Source organism: Neptuniibacter sp. 1_MG-2023 (assembly GCF_030547185.1).
GTDB lineage: Bacteria > Pseudomonadota > Gammaproteobacteria > Pseudomonadales > Balneatricaceae > Neptuniibacter.
The window spans coordinates 300,765-325,654 of sequence record NZ_JAUOQR010000003.1 but is presented as its reverse complement, the minus strand read 5'-3'; the positions used below and the strand labels follow the sequence as shown (position 1 = coordinate 325,654).

Annotated in this window: 23 protein-coding genes; all 23 read right to left on the bottom strand. The window is 43.4% G+C overall.

What is annotated here, in order from left to right:
- Positions 1 to 8 precede the first annotated feature (8 nt).
- The 23 genes from Q4492_RS06130 to tsf all read right to left on the bottom strand — a co-directional run bounded on the left by Q4492_RS06130 (position 9) and on the right by tsf (position 24,865).
- On the bottom strand, positions 9 to 950 hold the full coding sequence (locus Q4492_RS06130; RefSeq protein WP_303416377.1) for a DUF368 domain-containing protein: 942 nt from the start codon (positions 948 to 950) through the stop codon (positions 9 to 11).
- A gap of 9 nt (positions 951 to 959) precedes the next feature.
- The gene (locus Q4492_RS06125; protein ID WP_303416389.1) at positions 960 to 1,598 is read right to left on the bottom strand and encodes a protein-L-isoaspartate(D-aspartate) O-methyltransferase; all 639 of its coding nucleotides are present in this window, start codon (positions 1,596 to 1,598) and stop codon (positions 960 to 962) included.
- Positions 1,599 to 1,624: 26 nt separating this feature from the next.
- The gene (surE, locus tag Q4492_RS06120; protein WP_303416376.1) at positions 1,625 to 2,374 is read right to left on the bottom strand and encodes a 5'/3'-nucleotidase SurE; all 750 of its coding nucleotides are present in this window, start codon (positions 2,372 to 2,374) and stop codon (positions 1,625 to 1,627) included.
- Positions 2,375 to 2,384: 10 nt separating this feature from the next.
- Positions 2,385 to 3,419 carry a tRNA pseudouridine(13) synthase TruD gene (truD, locus tag Q4492_RS06115; RefSeq protein WP_303416375.1) on the bottom strand — a complete coding sequence of 345 codons (1,035 nt, stop codon included), beginning with the start codon at positions 3,417 to 3,419 and terminating at the stop codon, positions 2,385 to 2,387.
- Between the two features lie 3 nt (positions 3,420 to 3,422).
- Positions 3,423 to 3,713 (bottom strand): cell division protein FtsB, encoded by a 291-nt coding sequence (gene ftsB / locus Q4492_RS06110; protein WP_303416374.1) that lies wholly within the window; start codon positions 3,711 to 3,713, stop codon positions 3,423 to 3,425.
- A gap of 72 nt (positions 3,714 to 3,785) precedes the next feature.
- The gene (gene eno, locus Q4492_RS06105) at positions 3,786 to 5,081 is read right to left on the bottom strand and encodes a phosphopyruvate hydratase (RefSeq protein ID WP_303416373.1); all 1,296 of its coding nucleotides are present in this window, start codon (positions 5,079 to 5,081) and stop codon (positions 3,786 to 3,788) included.
- Positions 5,082 to 5,139: 58 nt separating this feature from the next.
- Positions 5,140 to 6,765 (bottom strand): CTP synthase, encoded by a 1,626-nt coding sequence (locus Q4492_RS06100; protein WP_303416372.1) that lies wholly within the window; start codon positions 6,763 to 6,765, stop codon positions 5,140 to 5,142.
- A gap of 69 nt (positions 6,766 to 6,834) precedes the next feature.
- Positions 6,835 to 8,175, bottom strand: a complete 1,341-nt coding sequence (gene tilS, locus Q4492_RS06095; protein ID WP_303416371.1) for a tRNA lysidine(34) synthetase TilS — start codon at positions 8,173 to 8,175, stop codon at positions 6,835 to 6,837.
- Positions 8,165 to 9,127 (bottom strand): acetyl-CoA carboxylase carboxyl transferase subunit alpha, encoded by a 963-nt coding sequence (accA, locus tag Q4492_RS06090; RefSeq protein WP_303416370.1) that lies wholly within the window; start codon positions 9,125 to 9,127, stop codon positions 8,165 to 8,167. Before accA ends, tilS begins: the two co-directional genes overlap by 11 nt.
- A gap of 67 nt (positions 9,128 to 9,194) precedes the next feature.
- Complete coding sequence (gene dnaE / locus Q4492_RS06085; RefSeq protein ID WP_303416369.1) at positions 9,195 to 12,701, bottom strand: DNA polymerase III subunit alpha; 3,507 nt, start codon at positions 12,699 to 12,701, stop codon at positions 9,195 to 9,197.
- 23 nt (positions 12,702 to 12,724) lie between these two features.
- Complete coding sequence (rnhB, locus tag Q4492_RS06080; protein ID WP_303416368.1) at positions 12,725 to 13,324, bottom strand: ribonuclease HII; 600 nt, start codon at positions 13,322 to 13,324, stop codon at positions 12,725 to 12,727.
- On the bottom strand, positions 13,324 to 14,481 hold the full coding sequence (gene lpxB / locus Q4492_RS06075) for a lipid-A-disaccharide synthase (RefSeq protein ID WP_303416367.1): 1,158 nt from the start codon (positions 14,479 to 14,481) through the stop codon (positions 13,324 to 13,326). The genes rnhB and lpxB overlap by 1 nt, the downstream gene beginning before the upstream one ends.
- 8 nt (positions 14,482 to 14,489) lie before the next feature.
- A complete protein-coding gene (lpxA, locus tag Q4492_RS06070) occupies positions 14,490 to 15,260 on the bottom strand; it encodes an acyl-ACP--UDP-N-acetylglucosamine O-acyltransferase (RefSeq protein ID WP_303416366.1) in 771 nt (256 codons plus the stop codon).
- Between the two features lie 3 nt (positions 15,261 to 15,263).
- Positions 15,264 to 15,701, bottom strand: a complete 438-nt coding sequence (fabZ, locus tag Q4492_RS06065; RefSeq protein WP_303416365.1) for a 3-hydroxyacyl-ACP dehydratase FabZ — start codon at positions 15,699 to 15,701, stop codon at positions 15,264 to 15,266.
- A 3-nt stretch (positions 15,702 to 15,704) separates the two neighbouring features.
- Positions 15,705 to 16,742 (bottom strand): UDP-3-O-(3-hydroxymyristoyl)glucosamine N-acyltransferase, encoded by a 1,038-nt coding sequence (gene lpxD, locus Q4492_RS06060; protein ID WP_303416364.1) that lies wholly within the window; start codon positions 16,740 to 16,742, stop codon positions 15,705 to 15,707.
- A gap of 14 nt (positions 16,743 to 16,756) precedes the next feature.
- Positions 16,757 to 17,254 carry an OmpH family outer membrane protein gene (locus tag Q4492_RS06055; protein ID WP_303416363.1) on the bottom strand — a complete coding sequence of 166 codons (498 nt, stop codon included), beginning with the start codon at positions 17,252 to 17,254 and terminating at the stop codon, positions 16,757 to 16,759.
- A gap of 10 nt (positions 17,255 to 17,264) precedes the next feature.
- On the bottom strand, positions 17,265 to 19,583 hold the full coding sequence (gene bamA, locus Q4492_RS06050) for an outer membrane protein assembly factor BamA (RefSeq protein WP_303416362.1): 2,319 nt from the start codon (positions 19,581 to 19,583) through the stop codon (positions 17,265 to 17,267).
- Positions 19,584 to 19,631: 48 nt separating this feature from the next.
- Complete coding sequence (gene rseP / locus Q4492_RS06045) at positions 19,632 to 20,993, bottom strand: sigma E protease regulator RseP (protein ID WP_303416361.1); 1,362 nt, start codon at positions 20,991 to 20,993, stop codon at positions 19,632 to 19,634.
- A gap of 1 nt (position 20,994) precedes the next feature.
- Positions 20,995 to 21,807 (bottom strand): phosphatidate cytidylyltransferase, encoded by an 813-nt coding sequence (locus tag Q4492_RS06040; RefSeq protein ID WP_303416360.1) that lies wholly within the window; start codon positions 21,805 to 21,807, stop codon positions 20,995 to 20,997.
- Positions 21,800 to 22,561, bottom strand: a complete 762-nt coding sequence (gene uppS, locus Q4492_RS06035) for a polyprenyl diphosphate synthase (protein WP_303416359.1) — start codon at positions 22,559 to 22,561, stop codon at positions 21,800 to 21,802. Before uppS ends, Q4492_RS06040 begins: the two co-directional genes overlap by 8 nt.
- A 40-nt stretch (positions 22,562 to 22,601) precedes the next feature.
- Positions 22,602 to 23,159: a ribosome recycling factor gene (frr, locus tag Q4492_RS06030; protein WP_303416358.1), complete on the bottom strand. Its 558-nt coding sequence runs from the start codon at positions 23,157 to 23,159 to the stop codon at positions 22,602 to 22,604.
- Positions 23,149 to 23,907 (bottom strand): UMP kinase, encoded by a 759-nt coding sequence (gene pyrH, locus Q4492_RS06025; RefSeq protein ID WP_303416357.1) that lies wholly within the window; start codon positions 23,905 to 23,907, stop codon positions 23,149 to 23,151. Before pyrH ends, frr begins: the two co-directional genes overlap by 11 nt.
- A gap of 97 nt (positions 23,908 to 24,004) precedes the next feature.
- Positions 24,005 to 24,865 carry a translation elongation factor Ts gene (tsf, locus tag Q4492_RS06020; protein ID WP_303416356.1) on the bottom strand — a complete coding sequence of 287 codons (861 nt, stop codon included), beginning with the start codon at positions 24,863 to 24,865 and terminating at the stop codon, positions 24,005 to 24,007.
- Between the last annotated feature and the right edge of the window lie 25 nt (positions 24,866 to 24,890).

The following is a 24,890-nucleotide window of genomic DNA, read 5'->3' as shown; positions in this document are numbered from 1 at the left end:
GCACAATACTATACCTCTGATTTTCGCCCCATTTTTTCAATCACTACAACCATCAGAACCCCTACAAACATCAATAATAGAGAATACATTAATAACGCGGGTTCACCCGTAAGCGACTCAAAAGAAAACGGAGAGATATTTTCTTGCACTAAGGGTATCTCCTCTCCATGACGATTAATGGTATAGGCTGTTGTATATTTCCAAGGCCACACTTTATTAAGTGAGCCCAACATGAAGCCACCCAACAGAGCAAAGGTGGTGGTTTTAAAAGAACTAAACATCCAACTCAGCACGCGGGAAAAGCTTAACAACCCGACAACACAGCCACCAGCAAATAGGCTTAAGGTAAGCAGTTCTAGATTTTTAATAGCCATCAAGATCGGCGCATACATACCTAAGAGCAAAAGAATAAAACTTCCTGAGATACCAGGAAGAATCATTGCACAGATCGCCACCATACCAGACAAAAAGATAAACAGAGGTGTTACCTCCAAGCTTGTAGGGGACATCGATGTAACAAAGTAAGCCGTAACCACCCCAACAATAAAAGAGGTATAAGTATTACGATCCCATAGATCTATATGCCGACAGACTGACCATACTGAAGCCAAGATCAGGCCGAAGAAAAAAGACCAAAGTAATTCCGGATATTCCGCCAACCAATAGAGAACAACATGAGAGATAGTTAATAAACTAAATAGTATTCCGGAAATCAGTGTTAAAAGAAACGAGCCATTTACATGTTTCCATACAGCAACAGGCCCCTCTCTAAACAACATCAATACAGCTGCTGGTCCAAACTGCTTTAATGAAAATATAAGCTCTTCATATATTCCCATCATAAAGGCGATCGTGCCTCCAGACACGCCAGGCACTGCATCTGCAGCCCCCATCATCATACCTTTACCCGACAGCGCAATATAATCACGCAGTGAACGCCCTTCTTGCATCTAAACTCCCTAACGTACAGTACCGCTTAATAATGGAACAAATTTCACACACTCAAGTACTTCTGTTGAAAACTCATCTTCTGAGAGACGTATAACCAACTTAAGCTCCTGACTATCACTTCCACCTACAGGAATAATCAGCCTTCCACCAATAGCCAACTGCTGTTTCAACTCTTCTGGAACCTCTTCCGGAGCACAGGCAGCCAATATCCCATCAAATGGTGCTTTGACTGACCACCCCATGCCTCCATCGGTATGCTTAAGGTGGACATTTCTGAGCCCTAGCAGCTTTAGCCGCTCTCGCGCTTTTTCTTGTAAAGGACGAATTCGCTCTACACTAAACAATTCGGACACTAAAGGCGCCAAAATAGATGTTTGATACCCTGAACCGGTACCTACTTCTAACACTTTATCTAAAGGTCCATCCGCCAATAAGGTTTCGGTCATACGCGCCACAATAAAAGGCTGCGATATGGTCTGATTAAAACCAATAGGCAAAGCCGTATCTTCATACGCACGATGCGATAAAGCCTCATCAATAAAAATATGTCTAGGCGTCTGACGCATCACTTCGAGTACAGATTCATTAACTATACCCTGCTCTCTTAACCGGTTAATTAATCGGTCTCGAGTTCGCTGTGAGGTCATTCCTATCCCACGTAATTGCTGATCGTTCAAAAACTACGCTCCAACCAATCACCTACATTATCCATACCTGAATATTCCGTCATATCCACATGTAAAGGCGTAATAGATACACAACGCTCATCTAACGCATAAAAGTCAGTACCGGGCTCTCTATCAGCAGCAAGACCTGCACCCGCAACCCAGTAACGCACTTTGCCACGGGGATCATGAGTTGCTATAGGCTTATCTGCACATGACCTATGCCCTAAACGGGTCACATGAATACCGCTAAATTCATCCACAGAGCAGTCAGGCACATTAACATTCAAAATAGTCCTCGGCGCAACATTCAACTGCTGAATATTAGCCACTATATCTTTGGCTACTTGTGCGGCTGCCTCATAGGAAGCTGGATGAAAGCTGCCTGATGATATAGCAATAGCAGGATAACGAAAATGCCGCCCTTCCATCGCCGCAGCAACCGTTCCTGAGTAGATAACATCATCACCAAGATTAGGACCCGCATTGATCCCCGACACTACAATATCCGGCTCCATGCCTAATACTCCAGACCCACCAATATGAACACAATCGGTCGGCGTGCCATTGATACTATAAAATCCATTTTCGTGGTGAACAATTTCCAATGGTCTATCAAGGGTTAAAGAGTTACTCGCGGCGCTACGGTTTCTATCCGGAGCGACAACTAAAACCTCCCCTAAATCAGACAAGGCTCGGACTAACGCCGACAACCCAGGAGCATAAACACCATCATCATTTGAGATTAATATCTTCATATATCCGTCGTTACTCTGACACAGAAGTTGAACACAGCTCTCTAAGTACACTTGTTGCGAAAGCACCGGACATCAAACCAAACTCAATCCAACACTCTGTCTCGCTTATTTGTTCTAGCTTAAGGTTTTCAGGCTGCAGCTTCAAAGCTCTTCGCTCCTGATTTAAACTTAAGGTCTCTAAAAGGTCGGAAACATCTTTCCATTGTAGAAGAGTAGAGCGTTCCCACTCCTCGGCCTCACCTTGGGGTAACATATCGCCACGCCCCCACAAAGGCCCCGTAAGCGTAATAGCGCCACTATTAAGGCGCTGTTGCAGCTCATCGTTCGATTTTTCTTCAACAAAACAGCTCTGGCTTCCGGAGATCATCAAAGCATCACCATCCATTAAGCTATTCCACAAGCCGCTTTCTATACGTGAAGACAAAAGCTGATTAAACAACCATGAACGGACTGCAGAAATATAGATACCTTTTTTATTCCGCTGCCGCTCCTGAATCTCCCCTTTTAATAGGGCTATGCCTTTATATAAATTACCAAAATCAAAACCAAAACGCTGCTCACCGAAATAGTTGGGCACACCCTCTTTTTCAATAACAGCCACACGACGCTTCAACGCATCCATATCCGTAACTTGTCGTAAGCAGAGTCTAAATGTATTCCCTTTTAGCGTACCTAAGCGAAGTTTTCGCGGATGGCGTACCGCCTTAAGCACCTCAATGCTATCACCACCAAACAGCTTCCAGTTTAGATTGCGCTTAATAGGGAATTTAATACAAAACCACTGTTCAGTAACCGCATGCCTATCTTTTTTGCCGGCATAACTCACATCACGTGGACTAACTTGAGCAAAGTTAGCTAACTGACGTGCAACCCAATCTGTATTCTCTCCACATTTGCGGATATATAAAAATACGTGTTCTCCCTGCCCTTCGGGTTCAAAGCCAAGCTGCTCTATAACTTGAAAATCTTCAGGGGTTGAACGAATAACCGCTTCGCTCTCTGGAACGCCGTATAAATATTTAAAATCTGTCGGTAGGCTTATCACGTGTTATTTAGTCTCTTCTGCAGGCTCAACCAACTGAAAAAAAGTTTCGCCATCACGTATCATGCCCAATTCGCTACGGGCACGCTCTTCTAACGCTGCTTTTCCTTTCTTTAAATCTTGAACTTCAGCTTCTAGCTCACTATTTCTTTGGATCAATTCCTGATTAATACTTTTCTGCAGTTCAATCTTGGCATTTAAATCCCAAATATCACGCACATTAACCTCTCCGAACCACAATCGGTATTGCAGTCCCAACAAGAGAATAATAAGTAAAGTAATTAACCAGCGATACATAGATATTCTTTAAGCAAAAAAAGAGGGCAAACAGCCCTCTTTTTATATCAGACTATTGAGCAAACAACTACGTTAGCCCTGCCCTTTAATTTCTTTCAGACCATTATAGATAGCACCTGCACCTAACTCTTCTTCTATACGAAGCAAGCGATTGTACTTAGCAACACGATCAGAACGGCATAGTGAACCTGTCTTAATCTGCCCAGCAGCCGTACCCACAGCCAAATCAGCAATAGTGGTATCTTCTGTTTCGCCTGAGCGATGTGAGATAACCGCAGTAAATCCAGCATCTTTAGCCATTTTGATAGCATCAAGCGTTTCTGACAAAGAACCAATCTGGTTAAATTTAATCAGTATTGAGTTACCAATACTCTGCTCAATACCACGGCTCAATATTTTAGTATTAGTTACAAACAGGTCATCACCAACCAATTGAACTTTATCGCCAATTCTTTTAGTCAGATAAGCCCAACCTTCCCAGTCTGACTCATCCAAACCATCTTCAACAGAAACGATTGGATAGTTTTCAGTAAGAACCGCAAGGTAATCACTAAAACCTTCGGAATCAAAAACCTTACCTTCGCCAGCAAGATCGTATTTACCATCTTTATAAAATTCAGATGCGGCGCAATCTAAAGCTAGAGTTACATCTTTACCTAACTCATAACCTGCATTTGAGACCGCTTCTTTAATAACAACCAGCGCTTCTTCATTGGACGCTAGATTAGGCGCAAAACCACCTTCATCACCGACCGCTGTATTCAAGCCTTTGGCTTTTAAAACCGCTTTCAATGCATGAAAAATCTCTGCACCACAACGCAAACCTTCAGAGAACTTATCAAAATTAACAGGCTGCACCATAAACTCTTGGATATCTACGTTATTATCCGCGTGCTCACCGCCATTCAGAATATTCATCATAGGCACAGGCAAAGAGTACTGTCCTGGCGTGCCGTTCACATCTGCAATGTGCGCATAAAGAGGAATACCTTTCTCTACAGCCGCTGCTTTAGCCGCCGCCAAAGAAACCGCCAAGATAGCGTTTGCGCCAAGGTTTTCTTTATTTTCGGTACCATCCAGCTCAAGCATTTTATTATCAAGCGCACGCTGATCAGTAACATCCATTCCAATTAGCGCTTCACGGATAACACCGTTGACTGCAGCAACTGCTTTCAATACGCCTTTACCCAAGTAACGCGCTTTATCACCATCACGAAGTTCAAGTGCTTCACGAGAGCCTGTTGATGCACCAGATGGGGCACAGGCTGAACCAACAACACCTGACGCTAGGATAACGTCAGCTTCTACAGTTGGGTTTCCACGAGAATCCAATACTTCGCGGGCTTTAATGTTAGCAATCTGTGTCATGGGTAAAAAACTCCAGAAATTTTTCGTTCAGGGGGCTTTAGCCCCCGTCCATAATTTTTCAATTAGCTTGTTGGTCTATCGCAGCCTGAATAAAACCGGTAAACAGCCCGTGACCATCACGAGGAGTTGACGTGAACTCAGGATGGAACTGACAAGCCACAAACCAAGGATGATCCGCTACTTCTACGACTTCGACCAACTCACCATCAACTGAACGTCCAGAGATACGTAGGCCAGCATCTTCTAATTTAGAGACGTAATTGTTATTCACTTCGTAACGATGGCGGTGACGTTCAGTTACCTCTGTAGAACCATAAGCTTTAGCCGCCGTAGATCCTTCAGCCAAATGACAAATTTGGGCGCCCAAACGCATTGTTCCACCTAGATCATCAGTTTCACCACGCGTTTCCACATCACCTTCAGATGTTCTCCACTCAGTAATCAAACCAACAACCGGATACTCAGCCTGAGCATCAAACTCAGTCGAAGTAGCATTTTCCAGACCTGCAACATTACGCGCAAATTCAATCACTGCTACTTGCATACCTAAACAGATACCTAAGTATGGAACCTTGTTTTCACGCGCATAACGAACAGCACTGATCTTCCCTTCAACGCCTCGCTCACCAAAACCGCCAGGCACAAGAATGGCATTAACATCACTAAGAATACCCACCCCTTCACGCTCTACACGTTCAGAATCGATACACTCAATTTTAACTCGTCTCTTCAAGGCGATACCCGCATGGGAAAGCGCCTCGATCAATGATTTATAAGCATCCAGAAGCTCCATGTATTTACCAACCATGGCAATCTTAACTTCACCTTCTGGATTCAAGTGTGCATCAGCTACACGATCCCATTCATCAAGATTAGCTTCACCACATTCAAGATTAAAACGCTCTATCACGATGTCATCAAGATGCTGTTCTGACAGCATACGAGGAATGTTGTAGATAGTATCGGCATCAGGTAGCGAAATAACCGCCCGCTCTTCCACGTTAGTAAACAGGGATAGTTTACGGCGCGATGAATCGGGTATCGCAAAATCAGACCGACATACCAAGATGTCCGGTTGAATACCGATTGAACGAAGCTCTTTAACCGAATGCTGAGACGGCTTAGTTTTGATCTCACCCGCAGTAGCAATATAAGGCACTAAGGTTAAGTGCATAAACATAGCGCGAGATGAACCGAGTTCCGCTTTAAGTTGGCGAACAGCTTCCATAAACGGTAGCGATTCAATATCACCAACAGTGCCGCCAATCTCTACCAAGGCAACATCAGCATCACCAGCACCCTCAATAACGCGACGCTTAATCTCATCGGTAATATGAGGAATAACCTGTACTGTACCACCAAGATAATCACCACGGCGCTCTTTACGGAGTACATGCTGATAGATACGCCCGGCAGTGAAATTATTACGTTTACTCATAGTCGTACGAATAAAACGTTCGTAGTGACCAAGGTCGAGGTCGGTTTCTGCACCATCCTCTGTTACAAAAACTTCACCGTGTTGAATAGGGCTCATAGTCCCTGGATCCACATTGATATATGGGTCCAGTTTCAACATAGTTACTTTCAGCCCTCTGGCTTCCAAAATGGCAGCTAGAGATGCGGATGCGATGCCTTTGCCCAATGAGGACACAACACCGCCTGTGACGAAGATATATCGCGTCATGCAGAACCTGTCTGATCGTGTATTAAACGAGGAAATTTTAAGTTGGAGATGGCGCTATAAGATAGCAAATTAGCAGCGCTCAGACAATGAAAAGGAGCACCATAAAACAGAAAAGCCAGACTTTTCTGAGTACCATCCCTCACAAACGCAAATACTAGGCACTGCAACCAACTGATCACCGACATAAAGCAACGGCCAATGCTCCCTATACCAAGGCGGTATCGCTGCTTCTTGTAATAGTTTTTTAACAGAGACTGAGTGTTTTTTACCTTGAGGGCGACAGCGCTCTCCACCTTTACGGCGCTTTACCACAACACCAGATAAGGATTTAAGCCCCATTGTCGCAGCGGATATATACAATGTTCCCTCACCCAGATCGTACTCCCCTTCGCGCTCAGCTGGGAGACCATCACACAACAAGTTAGGCAAGGATAGATCATCACGATCTACATAAAGTGCACCTAAAAACCGCCGCAACTTATATTCACCCAAAATATAAACAGGATTCGCATCAATCTTAGCAAGCACAACATCAGTAAAAATCACTTGCAGCTGCTCCTGATTAATTCGAATACCTGTTTTCACATAGATCCAATGACGCAATAACGCTCGACGCTTGTTCGGCTCAAAGCCTTCTAACTTCTGTAAATCTAAGCATCCCCATTGATCGGTACAGTCTAAAAGGTCAGATTCCAGATAGGACTCTAGCAAAGAGTGCGATTCAGCCATAAGCTCGGCGCTTTTCTGCCACTGAGTCAACACATGAGGCCAGCGTTGCTTTAACAACGGCATCACACGATGACGCAAAAAGTTTCGATCGTAACTCTCATCCTGATTGCTCGGGTCATCTATATATTCAAGTTCCAATAGATCAGCAACCTGCTCCAACTCTGCACGACTCAACTTAAGCAATGGACGAAACAGAGCCCCTTCCCCCAAAGAACGCATCGCAGCCATGCCCGACAACCCCAGCAATCCAGCTCCACGCAGCATTCTAAATAAAAGGGTTTCAGCCTGATCATCGGCATGATGCCCCATTAACAACAAATCCCTAGGCCTTATTACCTGCTCAAATGCAGTGTATCGAGCATCTCGCGCAGCGTTTTCAGATGAGTTTTCAGGAAAAACATCAACCACTTCATGAGCAAGAGAAAGCATAGAAGCCTGAACACACGAAAAAGCAGCCCAACTATCAGCCTCATTTTGTAAATGATGATTAATATGGACAACATGTATCTTAGAGGAAGGTAACAAGCGAGAAGCTAGCACTAGCAAGACCTGAGAGTCTAAACCACCACTATGAGCAATAAGGAAACGCTCTATATTTGAAGAAGAAATAACTGTGAGCGCATTTGAAAATTGGCGCTCACATTTTTTGAGGACAGCAACCGCTTCAGGGTTACTCTTCACCGCCAAAACCATAAGCCATCAGACGCTTATAACGTCGTTCAAGCAATTCATCAGTCGGTAACTCATCCAAGTGATCTAAAACACCTAATAAGTGACGTTTTAAGTTTGCAGCAGTTAGAGCTGGGTCACGATGTGCACCACCCAATGGCTCGTTAATAATTTGATCTACAAGGCCTAGTTCATGCAAACGCTCAGATGTAATACCCATCGCTTTCGCTGCATCAGCTGCACGGTCAGCACTCTTCCAAAGAATCGATGCACAACCTTCAGGAGATATAACGGAGTAAGTAGAGTAGCTCATCATCATAAGCTCATCACATACACCAATCGCCAACGCACCACCAGATCCACCTTCACCGATCACGGTAGAGATAATGGGTGTTTTAAATTGTGACATTTTAGCCAAGTTAAACGCTATAGCTTCTGACTGGCCACGCTCTTCAGCATCAATACCAGGATAAGCGCCCGGTGTATCAATGAAGGTAAGAATAGGCATTTTAAAACGTTCAGCCATCTCCATCAGGCGCAATGCTTTACGATAGCCTTCAGGACGCGGCATACCAAAGTTACGTTTTTGACGTTCACGAACGCCACGCCCTTTTTGGTGCCCAATGATCATAACGGGCTTGCCATCAAGGCGTGCTGTACCACCAACAATAGCCTGATCATCCGCAAAATGACGATCGCCATGTATCTCATCAAATTCATCAAAAATATATTCAATGTAATCTAATGTATAGGGCCGCTGAGGATGACGTGCTAGCTGAGACACTTGCCATGCAGAAAGGTCTGAAAAGATTGATTCCGTCAAAGCACGACTCTTACCTTCAAGGCGAGAGATCTCTTCAGAGATATTTAACTCGGCAGTATCATCTCCAACCAAACGAAGTTCTTCAATTTTTGCCTGCAGCTCCGCAATCGGCTGCTCAAAATCCAGATAGTTAGGATTCATATGACTCATCTATGCTTAAGTGAAAAATTGTGCAAAGTGTACCTTTTTGCAGCTTTAAGAACCAGACCTAGTAACTCAAAGAGACTGATTCGTGACCAAAACGCTCCATTAATGCAATAAGTAGCTCATCACTGGCTTGTACCCTCCAATTATCACCCAAGGTAAGTACTGCCTCAGCATCTGCTCGTTTATAACGTACTTTGACCGGCAATTGACCGCCAATCTTGTAGGTATTAAGTAAACTTTCGAACTCTTTTAACTTTCTACCGGTAAAATGATCCGCCGTTGCAACCACCTGAACACCTGATGCATATTGTGAGCGTGCCTGAGGAATCGTTAACACTTTATTAACACGCACTTTCAAACCGCCCGAGAAGTGGTCTTCTGCTACTTCCCCCTCTACGATCAGAACTACATCCTTTTGCACAGACTCCCTAACTTCATCATAGGTATCCCCAAAAAGCGTCACATCAATACGGGCGCTACGATCATCTAAAGTCACAAAACAGAGATTATCCCCTTTTTTGGTCTTTTTAAGCCTAATCTCTACAACCAAACCAGCAATTTTTTGTGCTTGCCCACGGGCAGGTTGCAGCTCAACAATACGCTTACTAACAAAATGCTTAAGCTCTCCTGCATATTCATCAATTGGGTGGCCTGTTAAATATAAACCTAAGGTATCTTTCTCCCCCGTTAGACGCTCCTTATCAGTCCAAGGCCTAACACCTTTATATTCTTCATAAGGATCACGTTCTAACTCAGCCTCTGCCTCGCCAAATAGGTCAAACATTCCCGCATCTTGATTTTTAGCGGTTTGGTCGGCAGCCTGCAAGGCATCAGGAATAGCTTTCCATAACACAGCACGTTCAGCACCTAATTTATCCAGCGCACCCGATCGAACCAGTGCTTCAAGCACCCGTTTATTTAATTTCTTTGCCCCAACACGCTGACAGAAATCAAACAGATCTTTAAACTCTTCTCCTGAAGCTCTTGCTTCAACAATCGCTTCAATCGGCCCTTCACCAACCCCTTTAATAGCCCCTAATCCATAAACGATGTCGCCATCATCATTAACAGTGAACATATAATCGCCACTATTAACATCAGGCAAGGTTGGTGCAATCTTCATCTGACGGCATTCTTCAACGAAGATCACTACTTTGTCAGTGTTCTGCATATCAGAAGAAAGCACTGCAGCCATAAAAGGAGCAGGGTAATGGGTTTTCAGCCACGCAGTCTGATAGGAGACAAGCGCGTAGGCGGCGGAGTGGGATTTGTTAAAACCATAACCCGCAAACTTCTCTACAAGATCAAAGATATTACCTGCTAGGTCTTTATCAATACCATTAGCTTCAGAGCCCTCTAAAAACAAAGCGCGCTGCTTCGCCATCTCCTCAGGCTTTTTCTTACCCATAGCACGACGCAACATATCGGCCCCACCAAGGGTATATCCAGCCATAACCTGAGCAATCTGCATAACCTGCTCTTGGTAAAGGATAATACCGTAAGTCGGCTCTAATACTGGCTGCAAACTATCTAATTGGTAATCTGGATGCGGCCAAGCCATCTCGGCACGGCCATGCTTACGGTTGATAAAGTCATCAACCATGCCCGACTGCAAAGGCCCCGGACGAAAGAGTGCAACAAGTGCGACAATATCTTCAAAACGAGAGGGTAATAAGCGGCGGACAAGATCCTTCATACCACTCGACTCTAACTGGAACACAGCAGTAGTTTCAGCCGACTGCAGAAGATCAAATGTTTTTCTATCTTCTAAATCAATTAACGCTATATCGAGAGGCGCTTCATTATTTTTCTCTCGAATGTTATTGATCGTTTGTAACGCCCAATCAATAATTGTCAGCGTTCTCAGTCCTAAAAAGTCGAATTTAACCAAACCCGCTTCTTCAACGTCGCCCTTATCAAACTGGGTAACAAGGCCTTTACCTTCTTCATCACAATAAGTTGCAGCAAAATCGGTCAGTTTGGTTGGAGCGATAACCACACCACCCGCATGCTTACCCACATTTCGAGTAATCCCTTCCAGCTTATAAGCCATCTCCATGATCTCTTGCGCCTCAGCACTCGAGTTCACAAAGTCACTTAACATCGGCTCCTGTTCCATCGCTTTCTTCAGCGTTATCCCAACTTCAAACGGGATAAGCTTAGATAGGCGATCCGCCAAACCAAAAGGCTTACCTTGCACACGCGCTACATCGCGGACAACCGCTTTGGCCGCCATAGTACCGAAAGTAACAATCTGAGATACCGCATCACGGCCGTAAGTTCTGGCCACATAGTCAATCACCCTATCCCGGTTATCCATACAGAAATCGATATCGAAATCCGGCATAGAAACACGTTCAGGATTTAGGAATCGCTCAAACAGCAAGTCGTATTCAAGTGGATCTAGATCAGTGATCTTTTGTACATAAGCCACCAATGAGCCCGCACCAGAACCTCGACCGGGCCCTACAGGTACACCGTTCTCCTTACCCCATTTAATAAAGTCCATCACGATAAGGAAATAGCCGGGGAAACCCATCTGAATGATGATCTCAAGCTCGAATTCAAGCCGATCAACATATAGCTGACGTTTAGCGTCATATTCAGGATCATCACGATCAAGAAGAATGGCTAAACGCTCTTCTAAACCGTCATAGGAGACCTTGCGAAAATAATCATCCATCAACATCCCTTCAGGAATGGGATATTTCGGCAGGTAGTAAGTCCCCATTTCAATTTCAATATTACAACGTTTCGCTATAGCTACTGTATTGCTAACAGCCGATGGAATATCACTAAAAAGCTCCGCCATTTCATCTTGAGAACGGAAATACTGCTCTTCACTATAATCTTTAGGGCGAGTAGGGTCTTCAAAAGCTCGTCCTTGGTTTATGCAAACGCGAACCTCATGGGCCTCAAAGTCTTCAGGCTTAATAAACATGACTTCATTGGTCGCAACAACTGGACAGTTATACTGTTTAGCTAAAGCAACTGAACCGTGAACCACCTGCTCATCACCACTTCGGCCTGTACGTTGTACTTCCAAGTAAAAAGAATCAGGAAATACATCCATCCAATATTGTAAAATATCACCAGCCTGACCATTTTCAGCCAGAATGGAACGGCCAATTTCTCCCCGCTTACCACCCGAGAGTACGATTAAACCCTCAGACTTATCCACAACCCATTCTTTTTTAACCAGCGCCATATCATGAATGATATTTTGCCCTTCAGAATAAGCTTGGGAGATCAGCTCCATGAGATTCAGATAACCTTCAGAGTTTCTCACTAAGAAGGTTAATCGATAAGGCTCGCCTCCAGGTTCATCCGTATTTTCAACCCAAAGATCCGCCCCACATAGTGGTTTAATACCACTACCTGTGGCTGCTTTAAAAAATTTAATTAAAGCAAAAAGATTAGTTTGGTCTGTCATCGCTACAGCAGGCATATTATTCGCTTTTGCGGCTGCAATAAGCTCTTTAACACGCACTAATCCATCTACTAAGGAAAACTCAGTATGTACACGTAGATGAATAAATTTAGGATCGTTTAAGGCTAGCTCTGACATGGTGCTCAATCTAATGGGTTAAGTTAATTTTCTTCTAATAACTGACGTACAGGTTTAAAAGAACGTCTGTGCTGAACTAACGGGCCATGCTTTTTTAATGCCTCTAAATGAAGAACAGTCGGATAACCTTTATGCTTAGCAAACCCATATTCTGGATGTAAAACATCAAGCTCCTGCATCTCCTTATCACGTGCAACTTTAGCAATAATAGACGCAGCGCTGATCTCAGCAACTTTACTATCCCCTTTAACCACAGCTTCACTTGGGCATAATAACTGGGGACAACGATTACCATCAATAAAAGCAAATTCAGGCGCTATATCTAATCCCTGGACAGCTCTCTGCATAGCTAACATTGTTGCATGCAGAATATTCAGCTCGTCAATTTCCACAGGGGATGCAGAAGCAATACACCAAGCAAGTGCCTTCTCTCTTATTTCAAGATCAAGTGATTCTCGACGTTTCTCAGATAATTTTTTTGAATCGGCTAAACCTACAATCGGTTTCGATGGATCTAGAATAACAGCAGCAGCTACGACATTACCGACCAGTGGACCTCGACCCACCTCATCCACACCGGCTACCCGCTTCCCATCGCCAAAATCAAAACCCAAACTATCCATTACAGCGCCCCTTTGTCCTTAAGCAGTTGAACGATCGCAGATGCGGCTCGCTCATCAGCATCTTGATGTAGCTGAGTATAAACATCTTCAAAACGCTTCTGCACATAATCAATATAAGAGTGATCATTCAGAGCTTTTAATAGCGACTCGCCTAAAATGCTGGGGGTCACATCATCCTGTAAAACCTCTGGAACTAAAGTTTCATCAGCCAGCAAATTAGGTAGTGATATATGACGAGATTTAATCATTCGCGAATAAATAGCATAAGTTAATGATGCCATTTTATAGGCGACAACCATCGGTTTTTTCAAGATAGTCGCCTCGAGCGTAGCCGTACCTGAAGCGATTAAGATAACATCAGCAGCAGCCATCACTTGCCTAGATTGCTGCAGCACTAATCTAACATTAAGCTCAGAAAAGCCTTCGTCGAGTAAAGCTTCAAGCTCATTGAATCGTTGCTTATTAGCCGCTGGCAAAAGAAAAAGCAAATCAGGCTCTTTTTCAGTTAACCATCTTGCTGTTTGTAAAAAGGGCTCTGCCAGATATTTTATCTCACTCCCTCTACTACCTGGTAATAACGCGACAACTCGCTGGGTCTCGCTAATATCAAATAGAGCTCGAGGGTCTCGAAGGGAGGGATCATTTACAATCTGATCAGCCAATGGGTGACCAACAAACTCAATTCTCTGGCCTGTTTCTTGGTAACAAGCAGGTTCAAAGGGAAACAAAGCTAACACTAAATCCGTTGTTTGCTTTATTTTAAAAATACGCTTACGTTTCCACGCCCAAACAGAGGGGCTTACATAATGAACCGTTGGAATCCCTGCCGCTTTTAAACGACCTTCCATATGGAGGGTAAAGTCTGGCGCATCAATACCAATAAAAACATCTGGGGGATTATCGATAAAATATTGGATAAGCGCTTTACGGGCTTTAAGCAACTCAAACAATCGACCAAGAACTTCAACTAACCCCATCACAGATAAACGTTCCATCGGGTAACGAGATATACAGCCCTCAGCCTGCATAAGCTCACCACCTATACCTTCAACGATAAGATCTGGAAATCTGGTTTTAAGTGATCGGATAAGCCCCGCGCCTAAAATATCACCTGAGGCTTCTCCCGCAACAATGCCTATTCGCAGAGGATTCGGCATAGTTTCTCCTAGCGAATAATGCCGCGGCTTGATAATTCAATAGAGTGAATCAAAGATAGGACTTCGGGACAGCTTTCCGCAAGCTCCCGTAACTCAACTAGCGCTTGAGCAATAGTCAATTTTTTACGGTAAATAATCTTGTAGGCGCGGCGTAAATTGGCAATAGCATCAGCTGAAAAACCTCTTCGCCTCAAACCTTCAACATTAATACCATGAGGGGCTGCCGTATTACCATTGGCCATAATGTAATCAGGAATATCTTTAAGCACTACAGTACTAGTCCCGCACATGACATGCGCACCAATATGACAAAACTGATGTACAGCAGTAAACCCACCAAGAACAGCCCAATCACCAACATGAACATGCCCAGCAATAGCAGTATTATTAGCCATAATGACATGATCACCAACAATGCAATCATGTGCCACGTGGGCATAGGCCATAAAAAGGTTATCACTACCTACTTGAGTAACCCCGGCATCCTGCACAGTACCTCGGTGAATAGTTACGCCTTCTCGAATGATATTATTATCACCGATAACCAATTTGGTCGGCTCACCTGCATACTTCTTATCTTGGCAATCTTCACCCACCGAAGCAAATTGGAAAATCTTATTGTTTTTGCCAATTGTCGTTGGGCCTTTTATAACAACGTGAGGCCCAACAACTGTACCCGCACCGATTTCGACATCAGGTCCAATAAGAGACCATGGCCCTACAACAACATCACTGGCCAGCTTTGCAGAGGGATCTATAACAGCACGAGAATCGATCAAGACTTAAACCTTTCTATCAGCACACAAAATAGTTGCAGTACTTACCGTATCACCGTCGACAGATGAACGCACATCAAATTTCCAAATACCTCGACGCTCAGATACAACAGTCGCTTCTAACTTTAACTGGTCTCCTGGAACTACAGGACGTTTAAAGCGTAGCTTATCCGCACCCACAAAATAATAGATAGATCCATCTTGTGGCGTTTTATCCATTGTTTTAAAACCGAGAAGGCCTGCAGCTTGTGCCATGGCTTCAACAATTAAAACACCAGGCATCACAGGATAGTCGGGGAAATGTCCATTAAAAAAGGGTTCGTTAACTGTAACGTTTTTAATCGCAACAATGGACGTTCCTTTTTCTAACTCCAACACCCTATCCACCAAAAGGAAAGGATAACGATGCGGAAGATATTCCCGAATTTCATTCACATCCATCATTTCTTACGAACCCTTAATCTCAATAATCTCGTCTTCAATAGACTTAATTCGACGCGCCATTTGATCCAGCTGTCGAAAACGAACAACATTTTTTTTCCACATTTTATTCGGTAACATTCCCGTACCTGATGAATATACACCCGGCTTCAATATGGATTTTGTAATAAGCGACATTGCAGTAATATGCGAGCCATCCGCAATCGACAAATGACCTGTAATTCCGCAAGCTCCAGCAATTGTGCACTGGGCGCCAATTTTAGTGCTACCAGCCACTGCAGTACAAGCAGCTAATGCACTATTTTTGCCAATTGTAACATTATGAGCGATTTGAATCTGATTATCTAAAATCACACCATCTTCGATAACAGTATCGTCTAAAGCACCACGATCAATGGTTGTGCCCGCGCCGATTTCAACATTATTACCTATGCAGACACCGCCTAACTGAGCAATTTTAACCCAGTCGTCGCCATCTTTAGCAAACCCGAATCCATCCGCCCCCAAAACCACACCGCCATGAATTAGGCAGTTAGCGCCTATTTTCACATTATGGTAGATCGTCACATTAGCATTGATCACAGTATTATCTGCAACACTTGATCCTGCGCCTACGACCGAATTAGCCCCGACAGTAACATTATCTCCAATTGTACAATTGGGGCCTATATGAGCTCCGGCAGCCACAGAGGCCGTTTTACTAACAACGGCCGAAGGATGAACATGTGCAGAAGGTGATATCTCTTGTGATAGTTTTTGAGCTGAAGAAAACAGGTGGCTTATTTTAGCGTAAGCCAAATAAGGATCATCAACTAAAATAGCATTGCCTGAATAGTTTTCCAGATCTGCTGGCGACAGAATCACTGCGCCAGCTTGGGTTGTACGCAAATACTTCTGATAGCGATTATTTGCTATAAAAGAGAGCTGAGCCGACGATGCCGACTGCAATGTAGATACTGAGCTCAATTTATAATCAGCATTACCAACAAACTCTGCCGAAAGAAACGTCGCAATATCACTAAGCGTGTAATGATGATTTTTCATGAACCCATATAAGCCTATTGCTTATTTAAAAGTTCAACAACGCGCGGCGTAATATCAACCTCTTTCTTTGCAAAAAGAGTTGCCTGCTTTGCTAAAACCACATCATAGCCTTCTTTTTCAATAAGCGCTCGGATCACTTTATCAAGTTTAGGGCGCATCTCTTGGACGAAAGCTTGCTCCCGTTCCATTCTTTTCTGCTGTAGCGCTTGTCCATTACGTTGATATTCCGCGAAGACCTTTTGAAACTGTATTTTCATTTTATTCAGCTCGTCAGCTGAAGCTAAATCTTTATTCTTTGTAACTTTATCACGAGCTGTTTTCACTTGTTTCTCTAAGTCTAAAAGTGAACGCTCCTCTTTAGAAAACTCACTTTTAAGCTTCTCACGAAAGTCAGCTGCCGCAGACGAAGCTAACAAGGCTTGCTGCACACCCAGTACCGCTATTTTCTCTGCATGTACCGAGAAACTCATACTTGCAACTAAAACAAAACCTAACAACGCTTTAAAATTCATATCTTATCCCTTAGAAAGTCTGACCTAATGCGAATTGGAATACTTCCGTATCATCGCCCGCTTTATCATTTAACTGTGTTGCTAAAGCAACTGATAACGGGCCTATAGGTGTAAGCCAACTCAAACCAATGCCTGCAGAATAACGTAGTTCATCCAACTTCACACCATCTTCACAGTTGCCCGCCAAGGAGGCAGATGAGCAACTAGTATCAAACACGTTACCCGCATCAAAGAAGAAAAGCGTACGCCATGAGGATTTATCTTTAACAAACGGCATTGGGAAAATAAGCTCAACACCACCGGTAATCAATACATCACCACCAAAAGGATCATCGTTAGTATCACGAGGCCCTAATGTATTCTGCTCGTACCCTCGAACCGTTTTCAAACCACCTGCATAAAAATGTTTATAAAACGGGTATTCGTTGTCACCCAGCTCACCACCATAACCAAGACGCCCTTTCATTGAGAGTACCCAATTACGATCTTCAGTTAGAGGGCGATACCATTTAGCATTATACAACGCCTTGTAATAGCTTAGATCGCTTCCAGGGATACTGACCTCAAGAGATGCGCTTTGGGAATAACCTTTAGTTGGGAAATACCCCCTATTAAGGTGGTTACTACTCCACGAACCCGTGAAGCTCATATTGAAATAATCATTTCCTTCATCCAGCAGATACTGATTAATCTCATCAGGCGTTTCAGAAGCGTTTGTATTGATGGTGACCTGTTCAACATTTAGACCAAAATTCAAACGCTGATAATCATCAATAGGATAACCAAAGTTAACACCACCACCAATCTCATCGGTTGAGAAGGCACTCGTATTATCTTCGTCAAAGTCACGTTCACGGTAGTAAAGGTTAAAACCTCGGCTTACGCCATCTACCGTATAGTACGGATCAACAAAACTATATGAATATTCCGTTAAAGTATCACTATTGGAGATACCTATACCGACTTTTTTACCTGTACCTAAGAAGTTATCCTGCTGCAGCTGGAAGCCCAGAATGATACCTGAGGTTTGAGAGAAACCTAAACTTGCAGAGAAGGAACCCGATTGTTGCTCTTCAACTGAATACTGCACATCAACAAGGTCTGTACTCCCTGGAACAGGGATAGTTTCGACACTAACAGCCTTAAAATATCCTGTTTTTTCCAATCGCAGCTTAGATTGTTCAATCAACTCATTCGATGCAACTGCCGCTTCCATCTGCTTTAAGTGCTGACGAATAACATCATCTGCCGTACGCGTATTACCTCTGATAGCAATCCTACGCACATAGGTACGTTTACCCGGATCAAGGAAAAACTTAACGGTAACAGTATTATCATCATGTAACTCAGGCGCAGGAGATACGTTCGCAAACATGTAACCTACATCGCCAATTTTATTACTCAGCGCTTCTTGTGACTCAGTAATTAAGCGTCTAGAAAAAGTCTGACCTTTCTCAACGCGAATAACTTTCTTCAATTCAGCTTCAGGTACAACCATCTCGCCTGCAATATCTACATCGCGAACAGTATATTTTTCACCTTCAGTGACATTAACGGTTATATAGACATGTTTTTTATCAGGTGTAATTGAAACTTGCGTGGAATCAATGGAAAAATTCACATAACCACTATCCAGATAATAGGAGCGAAGACGCTCGATATCCGCAGATAGTTTTTGTCTAGCGTAACGGTCATCCTTTTTAAAGAAAGACCAGAAATTAGGTAGCTTCAAGGAAAACAGATCAGTTAATTCTTCATCAGTATAAACACTGTTACCAACAATATTTATATGCTGAATCGTCGCAACCTGTCCCTCTTTAATATGTATATTTAGAGCAACACGATTACCCGGTAGCGTTTCAACATCAGTTTCAACGTTTGCACCATAACGCCCTTGTGATGAGTATACTCGAACAATATCCTGCTTAATCTGCTCCAAGGTGGAACGCTTAAAAACATCACCCTCTTGCAAGCCGGTCTGCTTAAGACCATCTAACAACGCATCAGATTCAAGAACTTTGTTACCATCCAATCGAATCAAACTGACCGATGGCCTCTCCTGAAGCTGTAAAATCAGAACAGAGTCATCACGTAACAATTCGATATCATCAAAATAACCAGATTCAAACAGCTTCCGTGAAGCATCCGCTAGAACCAAAGGATCGACCTGATCCCCTGCGGTAATAGGGAAGTTTCTAAAAACTATACCTGGCGATACTCGCTGCAACCCCTCCAAGCGAATATCTTCAACCACGAAAGATGATGTGTTTGCTTGAGCCAATGAGGCCCAAAGAAAAAGCGTAACCAGAAGTCCAATGGCGCGTTTCATGAAGTACTTCTTACCCATTATAAAAATAAAACCGACTGTAACTTAATATCACAATCGCATAAAGTCGTTAAACAGAGCTACCAACATAAGCGTTAACAGCATTGCCATCCCTATCTTCAATCCTAAAAATTGAACTCGTTCACTGACTGGCTTCCCTCTCAACAACTCAATTGTGTAGTAAAGAAGGTGCCCGCCATCCAACACAGGGATCGGCAATAAATTCAATATACCTAAGCTAATACTCAGATAAGCTAAAAAACTCACATAGGATTCTAAGCCAGAGGCAGCAGAAGCACTGGCCACTTTAGCAATGGTTATAGGCCCACTCAAGTTTTTTACTGATATTACCCCTTCAATCATCTTCCAGATAGAATCAAGGGTCAAAGAAATCATCTGTAAAGTTTTGTTAAATGCCTTAACCACAGCATCAAAAAAACCATAATGAAGCTCACGTTTATACTCTTGTGGCCAATCTACAGGCTGCGCAGCCGCTCCTATATAGCCATAAGATTCGCCCGTTTCATCCACTTTAAGTGCAGGAGATAAAACCAGTTCGCGCAAATCCACACCACGCTGAACTTGAAGCGTTAACGGCGTATTAGGACTCGCTCTCACCACATCAACTAAAGAATACCAATCATCAACTACATCTGCATTTACACTTACTACTTTGTCACCTAGTTGAAGCCCTGCGGCTTTAGCTCGCCCATCCTCAACTAAACGACCAATAATTGCCGGCACCTCTGGTCGCCAAGGAATCAGACCCAATGCAGTTAATGGCGACTCATTTTCAAGGTCAATATGCCACTTCTTCAGATCTACAGCATACTCTTCAGGTACAGCATTAACTTTATCCACTGGCCGCACAGTGAGCACTAAAGAACCACTTTCACCAACGCGAGAAGCTAGTTTTAAATTTACTTCATCCCAAGATAGGGTTTCATCACCATCAACAGATAAAATTTCACTATTCACAGGTATATTAGCTGTATCCGCAATAGAGCCTTCGATAAGCGTACCCACTACAGGCACGACTGTAGAAACACCCGATTGATACATAAACCAATAAGCAAGAACAGCAAAGATAAGATTAACTGCAGGCCCCGCAACCACAACAGCCATCCGCTGCAAGACAGGTTTACGATTAAATGCTTGATCTAACTGTTCAGGAGGAACCTCAGCCTCTCCCTCATCTAGCATTTTCACATAACCACCCAACGGGATAGCAGCAATTGCAAATTCAGTGCCCTGCTTATCACGCCAAGTATATAAAGCTTTACCAAAACCGATTGAAAACTTTAAGACCTTAATGCCGCATCTACGCGCAACATAAAAATGTCCCCATTCATGAATAGTAACCAAAATACCTAAGGTTAGAATGGTGATAAAAACAGTATGCAGAAATTCCATATTACACAAACACCCAATACTGCATTCCTAAGATAAACAATGGCGAAGCGGCGGTAATGCTATCGATACGGTCCAGTACCCCCCCATGCCCAGGCAACAATTGACTACTATCCTTAATGCCTCGATGACGTTTTAACATACTCTCAAAAAGATCGCCTAAGACTGAAATCAACCCCGTCAGCAGCGCCATAATAACTAAAGGAAATATACTGACTGATGCCACCCCAGCAATAAAACTATAAATAACCGCAACAGCTAAGCACGCGACTAAGCCGCCATACAATCCCTCACGCGTCTTTCCAGGGCTCACACTGGGCGCCAATTTTGTTCGGCCAAAACGCTTGCCCGCAAAATAAGCACCTACATCCGCTCCCCAGACAAGCAATAACAGTAGAAGAATCAACTGATCACCCTGTTCTACGGACTTCATTTCAACAAACGCAAACCAACAAGGCAGAAGAACAATAAAACCAATCATACCTCGCGCTAAGACTGGGCCCCAACTAGATACACGCGGAAATCTATACACCCAAAAGAGCGCAACAAACCAAAAGGCAACAGCAAGAGAAAAAACATAAAAGACATCTATATTTTGATATTGATAGTGGCACAAACCTACAACGACAGCCACAAGGCATACATAGACTAATTTCGCCCCAAGCTTTTGAAAACCAGCGAGATTCGCCCATTCCCATGCAGCCAACAATATGACAGTATCCATTAAAAAGACAAAGGAGGAGAAAGGAAGACCAAAAACACCAAACAACGCCAGAGGCGCAAGAACCATCGCCGTAATTATGCGTTGTTTAAGCATTCATCTCAGCCTCTACTTGCTCACTAGTACGCCCAAAACGACGCTGCCGACGACCAAAATCATCAATAGCAGCCAATAGGTGAGATTTATCGAAATCTGGCCAATAAGCATCAGAGAAATAAAGTTCGGTATATGCGAATTGCCAAATAAGAAAATTACTTATGCGCTTTTCACCACCTGTGCGGATACAAAGATCAGGCTCAGGCAGTTCATCAAGCGTTACCGCTGCAGAAAACAACTCTTCAGTAATATCAGCAGGCGATATTTTATTTTGCACACACTGCTCAGCGACTCGTTGAGCGGCATTAACTATATCCCAGCGACCACCATAGTTTGCTGCAATATTTAGCTGAAGGCCTGTGCATTTTTCGGTCAGCACCTCAACTTTTTCAATTTTTTTCTGTAGAGAAGCGCTAAAAGCAGACTTATCCCCAATCACTCGCAAACGAATATTGTTTTTCAGTAACCGTTTAGCTTCGCGATCTAAAGCTAATTTAAATAATTCCATCAACCCTTTAACTTCAAGGGGTGGACGTTTCCAATTTTCAGAACTAAACGCAAAAAGCGTCAACACTTCCACACCAGACTCAATACAGCCTTCGATAGTGGAACGGACGCAGTCAACACCAGCCTTATGTCCGGCAAGACCGGGCAAGCGCCGCTCTTTCGCCCAGCGATTATTACCATCCATTATAATGGCAATATGTCGCGGCGTTTTCGCAGCTAGACTAGACGAGCTATTAGTAGATTTCATGACATAAGTTCAGCGGCACTTTACAGCACCGCTGCTACGATCAAATTTCCATTAGATCTTTTTCTTTCTGTTCCAAAAGTGCATCCACTTCAGCAACATACTTATCCGTAATCTTCTGAATCTGATCTTCACCACGGCGTTGATCATCCTCAGTAATCTCCTTCTCTTTCAGAAGATCCTTCAAATCACCATTAGCATCACGACGAACATTACGTACAGATACACGCGCATTCTCAGCTTCTGAACGAGCCTGCTTTATGTAGCCCTTACGTGTTTCTTCTGTCAAAGGCGGCATAGGGACACGGATATTTTCACCGGCCGTAGCAGGATTAAGCCCCAGATTCGATGTCATAATGGCTTTTTCAATCACAGGCACCATTGGTTTTTCCCAAGGCACAATAGACAGTGTACGACCATCTTCAACCGAGATATTAGCAACCTGACTTAAAGGCACATCAGATCCGTAATAGGAAACCTGCACACCTTCCAAAATACTTGGATGTGCGCGCCCAGTACGAATCTTTTTAAAATTATTTACTAGAGCATCTAAGCTCTTCTGCATGCGTTCGGAAGCATCCTGAGTAATTTCATTCAGCATATTTTTCTCCAACCGTTTCACTGCAATCAATCAACGTGCCTTCATTACCACCAACAACAAGGTTAGCCAAAGCACCTGATTTATTCATATTAAATACACGAACAGGCATATTATGATCGCGCGTTAAACATATCGCCGTCAGATCCATCACTCCTAACTGCTGCTCCAGAACTTCATCATAATTTAAATGAAGGTATCGGCGCGCTGTTGGATCTTTCACTGGGTCGGCAGTATATACACCATCAACTTTTGTCGCTTTTAACACAACGTCTGCGTCAATTTCTATACCACGTAAACAAGCGGCAGAATCTGTAGTGAAAAATGGGTTACCTGTGCCCGCGGCAAAAATAACTACATCACCCTGATTCAAGTAACGTATCGCGTTACGACGATCATAATGATCAACGACACCACTCATAGGAATTGCAGACATAACACGTGTATTAATATTGCTACGTTCTAAAGCATCGCGCATAGCTAATGCATTCATAACCGTAGCTAACATTCCCATGTGATCGCCAGTAACTCGATCTAAGCCAGCAGCATTGAGTGCGGCACCGCGGAATAAATTCCCGCCACCGATCACCATACCCACTTGCACACCTATTCCAACCAACTGGCCAATTTCAAGCGCCATTCGATTGAGGACATTGGAATCAATACCAAAGCTTTCTTCGCCCATCAGGGCTTCACCGCTCAACTTGAGCAGAATACGTTTATACTTGGATCGTTTTTCGGTAGATGGCATCCGTCTATCTCCGCAGAAATTGAGATCAGGATAGTGTATCAGGAAAAGGGAAGATTGCGCATGCAGAACATGCGCAATCGGAAGGTTTTACAGCAAGTTAGCCTTTCAACTGAGCAGCAACTTCAGCAGCAAAATCCACTTCTTCAACTTCAATGCCTTCACCCACTTCTATACGAGTAAAGGATTTAACTGTCGCACCAGCATCTTTAGCAACCTGGCCCACTTTAAGCTCAGGATTTTTAACGAACGCTTGCTCTACCAAGCTATTCTCTGCCAAGAATTTATTGATACGACCAACAACCATTTTCTCAGCAATTTCTGCTGGCTTACTAGCCATATCTGGCTGAGCAAGAATAATTTCTTTCTCTTTAGCAACTACATCTTCAGGCATATCATCTTTACTTACAACCTGAGGATTAACAGCAGTCACGTGCATAGCAATATCTTTAGCTGTTTCAGCGTTACCGCCTTCAAGCTGAACCATTGCAGCAATTTTGTTATTACTATGAACATAGGCAGCGACAACACCACCTTCAACTAAGAACACACGGCGTACGCCAATGTTTTCACCGATTTTCTGAACTAATGCATCACGTGCATCGTTCAATTCACCAGCCATCAAAGTTTCAACGTTTGTTTCTTTACCAGCAAATGCTTTATCAAGAACAACATTTGAAAACGCTAAGAAACCTTCATCGCGCGCAGCGAAATCAGTTTCAGAGTTAACCTCTACAGCAACAGCGTAGCTATTATCATCAGCGACCTTAACTAGAACAACACCTTCAGCAGCAGTACGACCAGCTTTTTTAGCTGCTTTCATACCTGATGCTTTACGCATTTCTTCAATCGCTTTATCTACATCACCATCAGTACCCTGAAGTGCTTTTTTACATTCCATCATGCCTAGACCTGTACGGTCACGCAGATCTTTAACCATTGCAGCGGAAATCTTCGCCATTATCGATACCCCTAATAAAATAGTC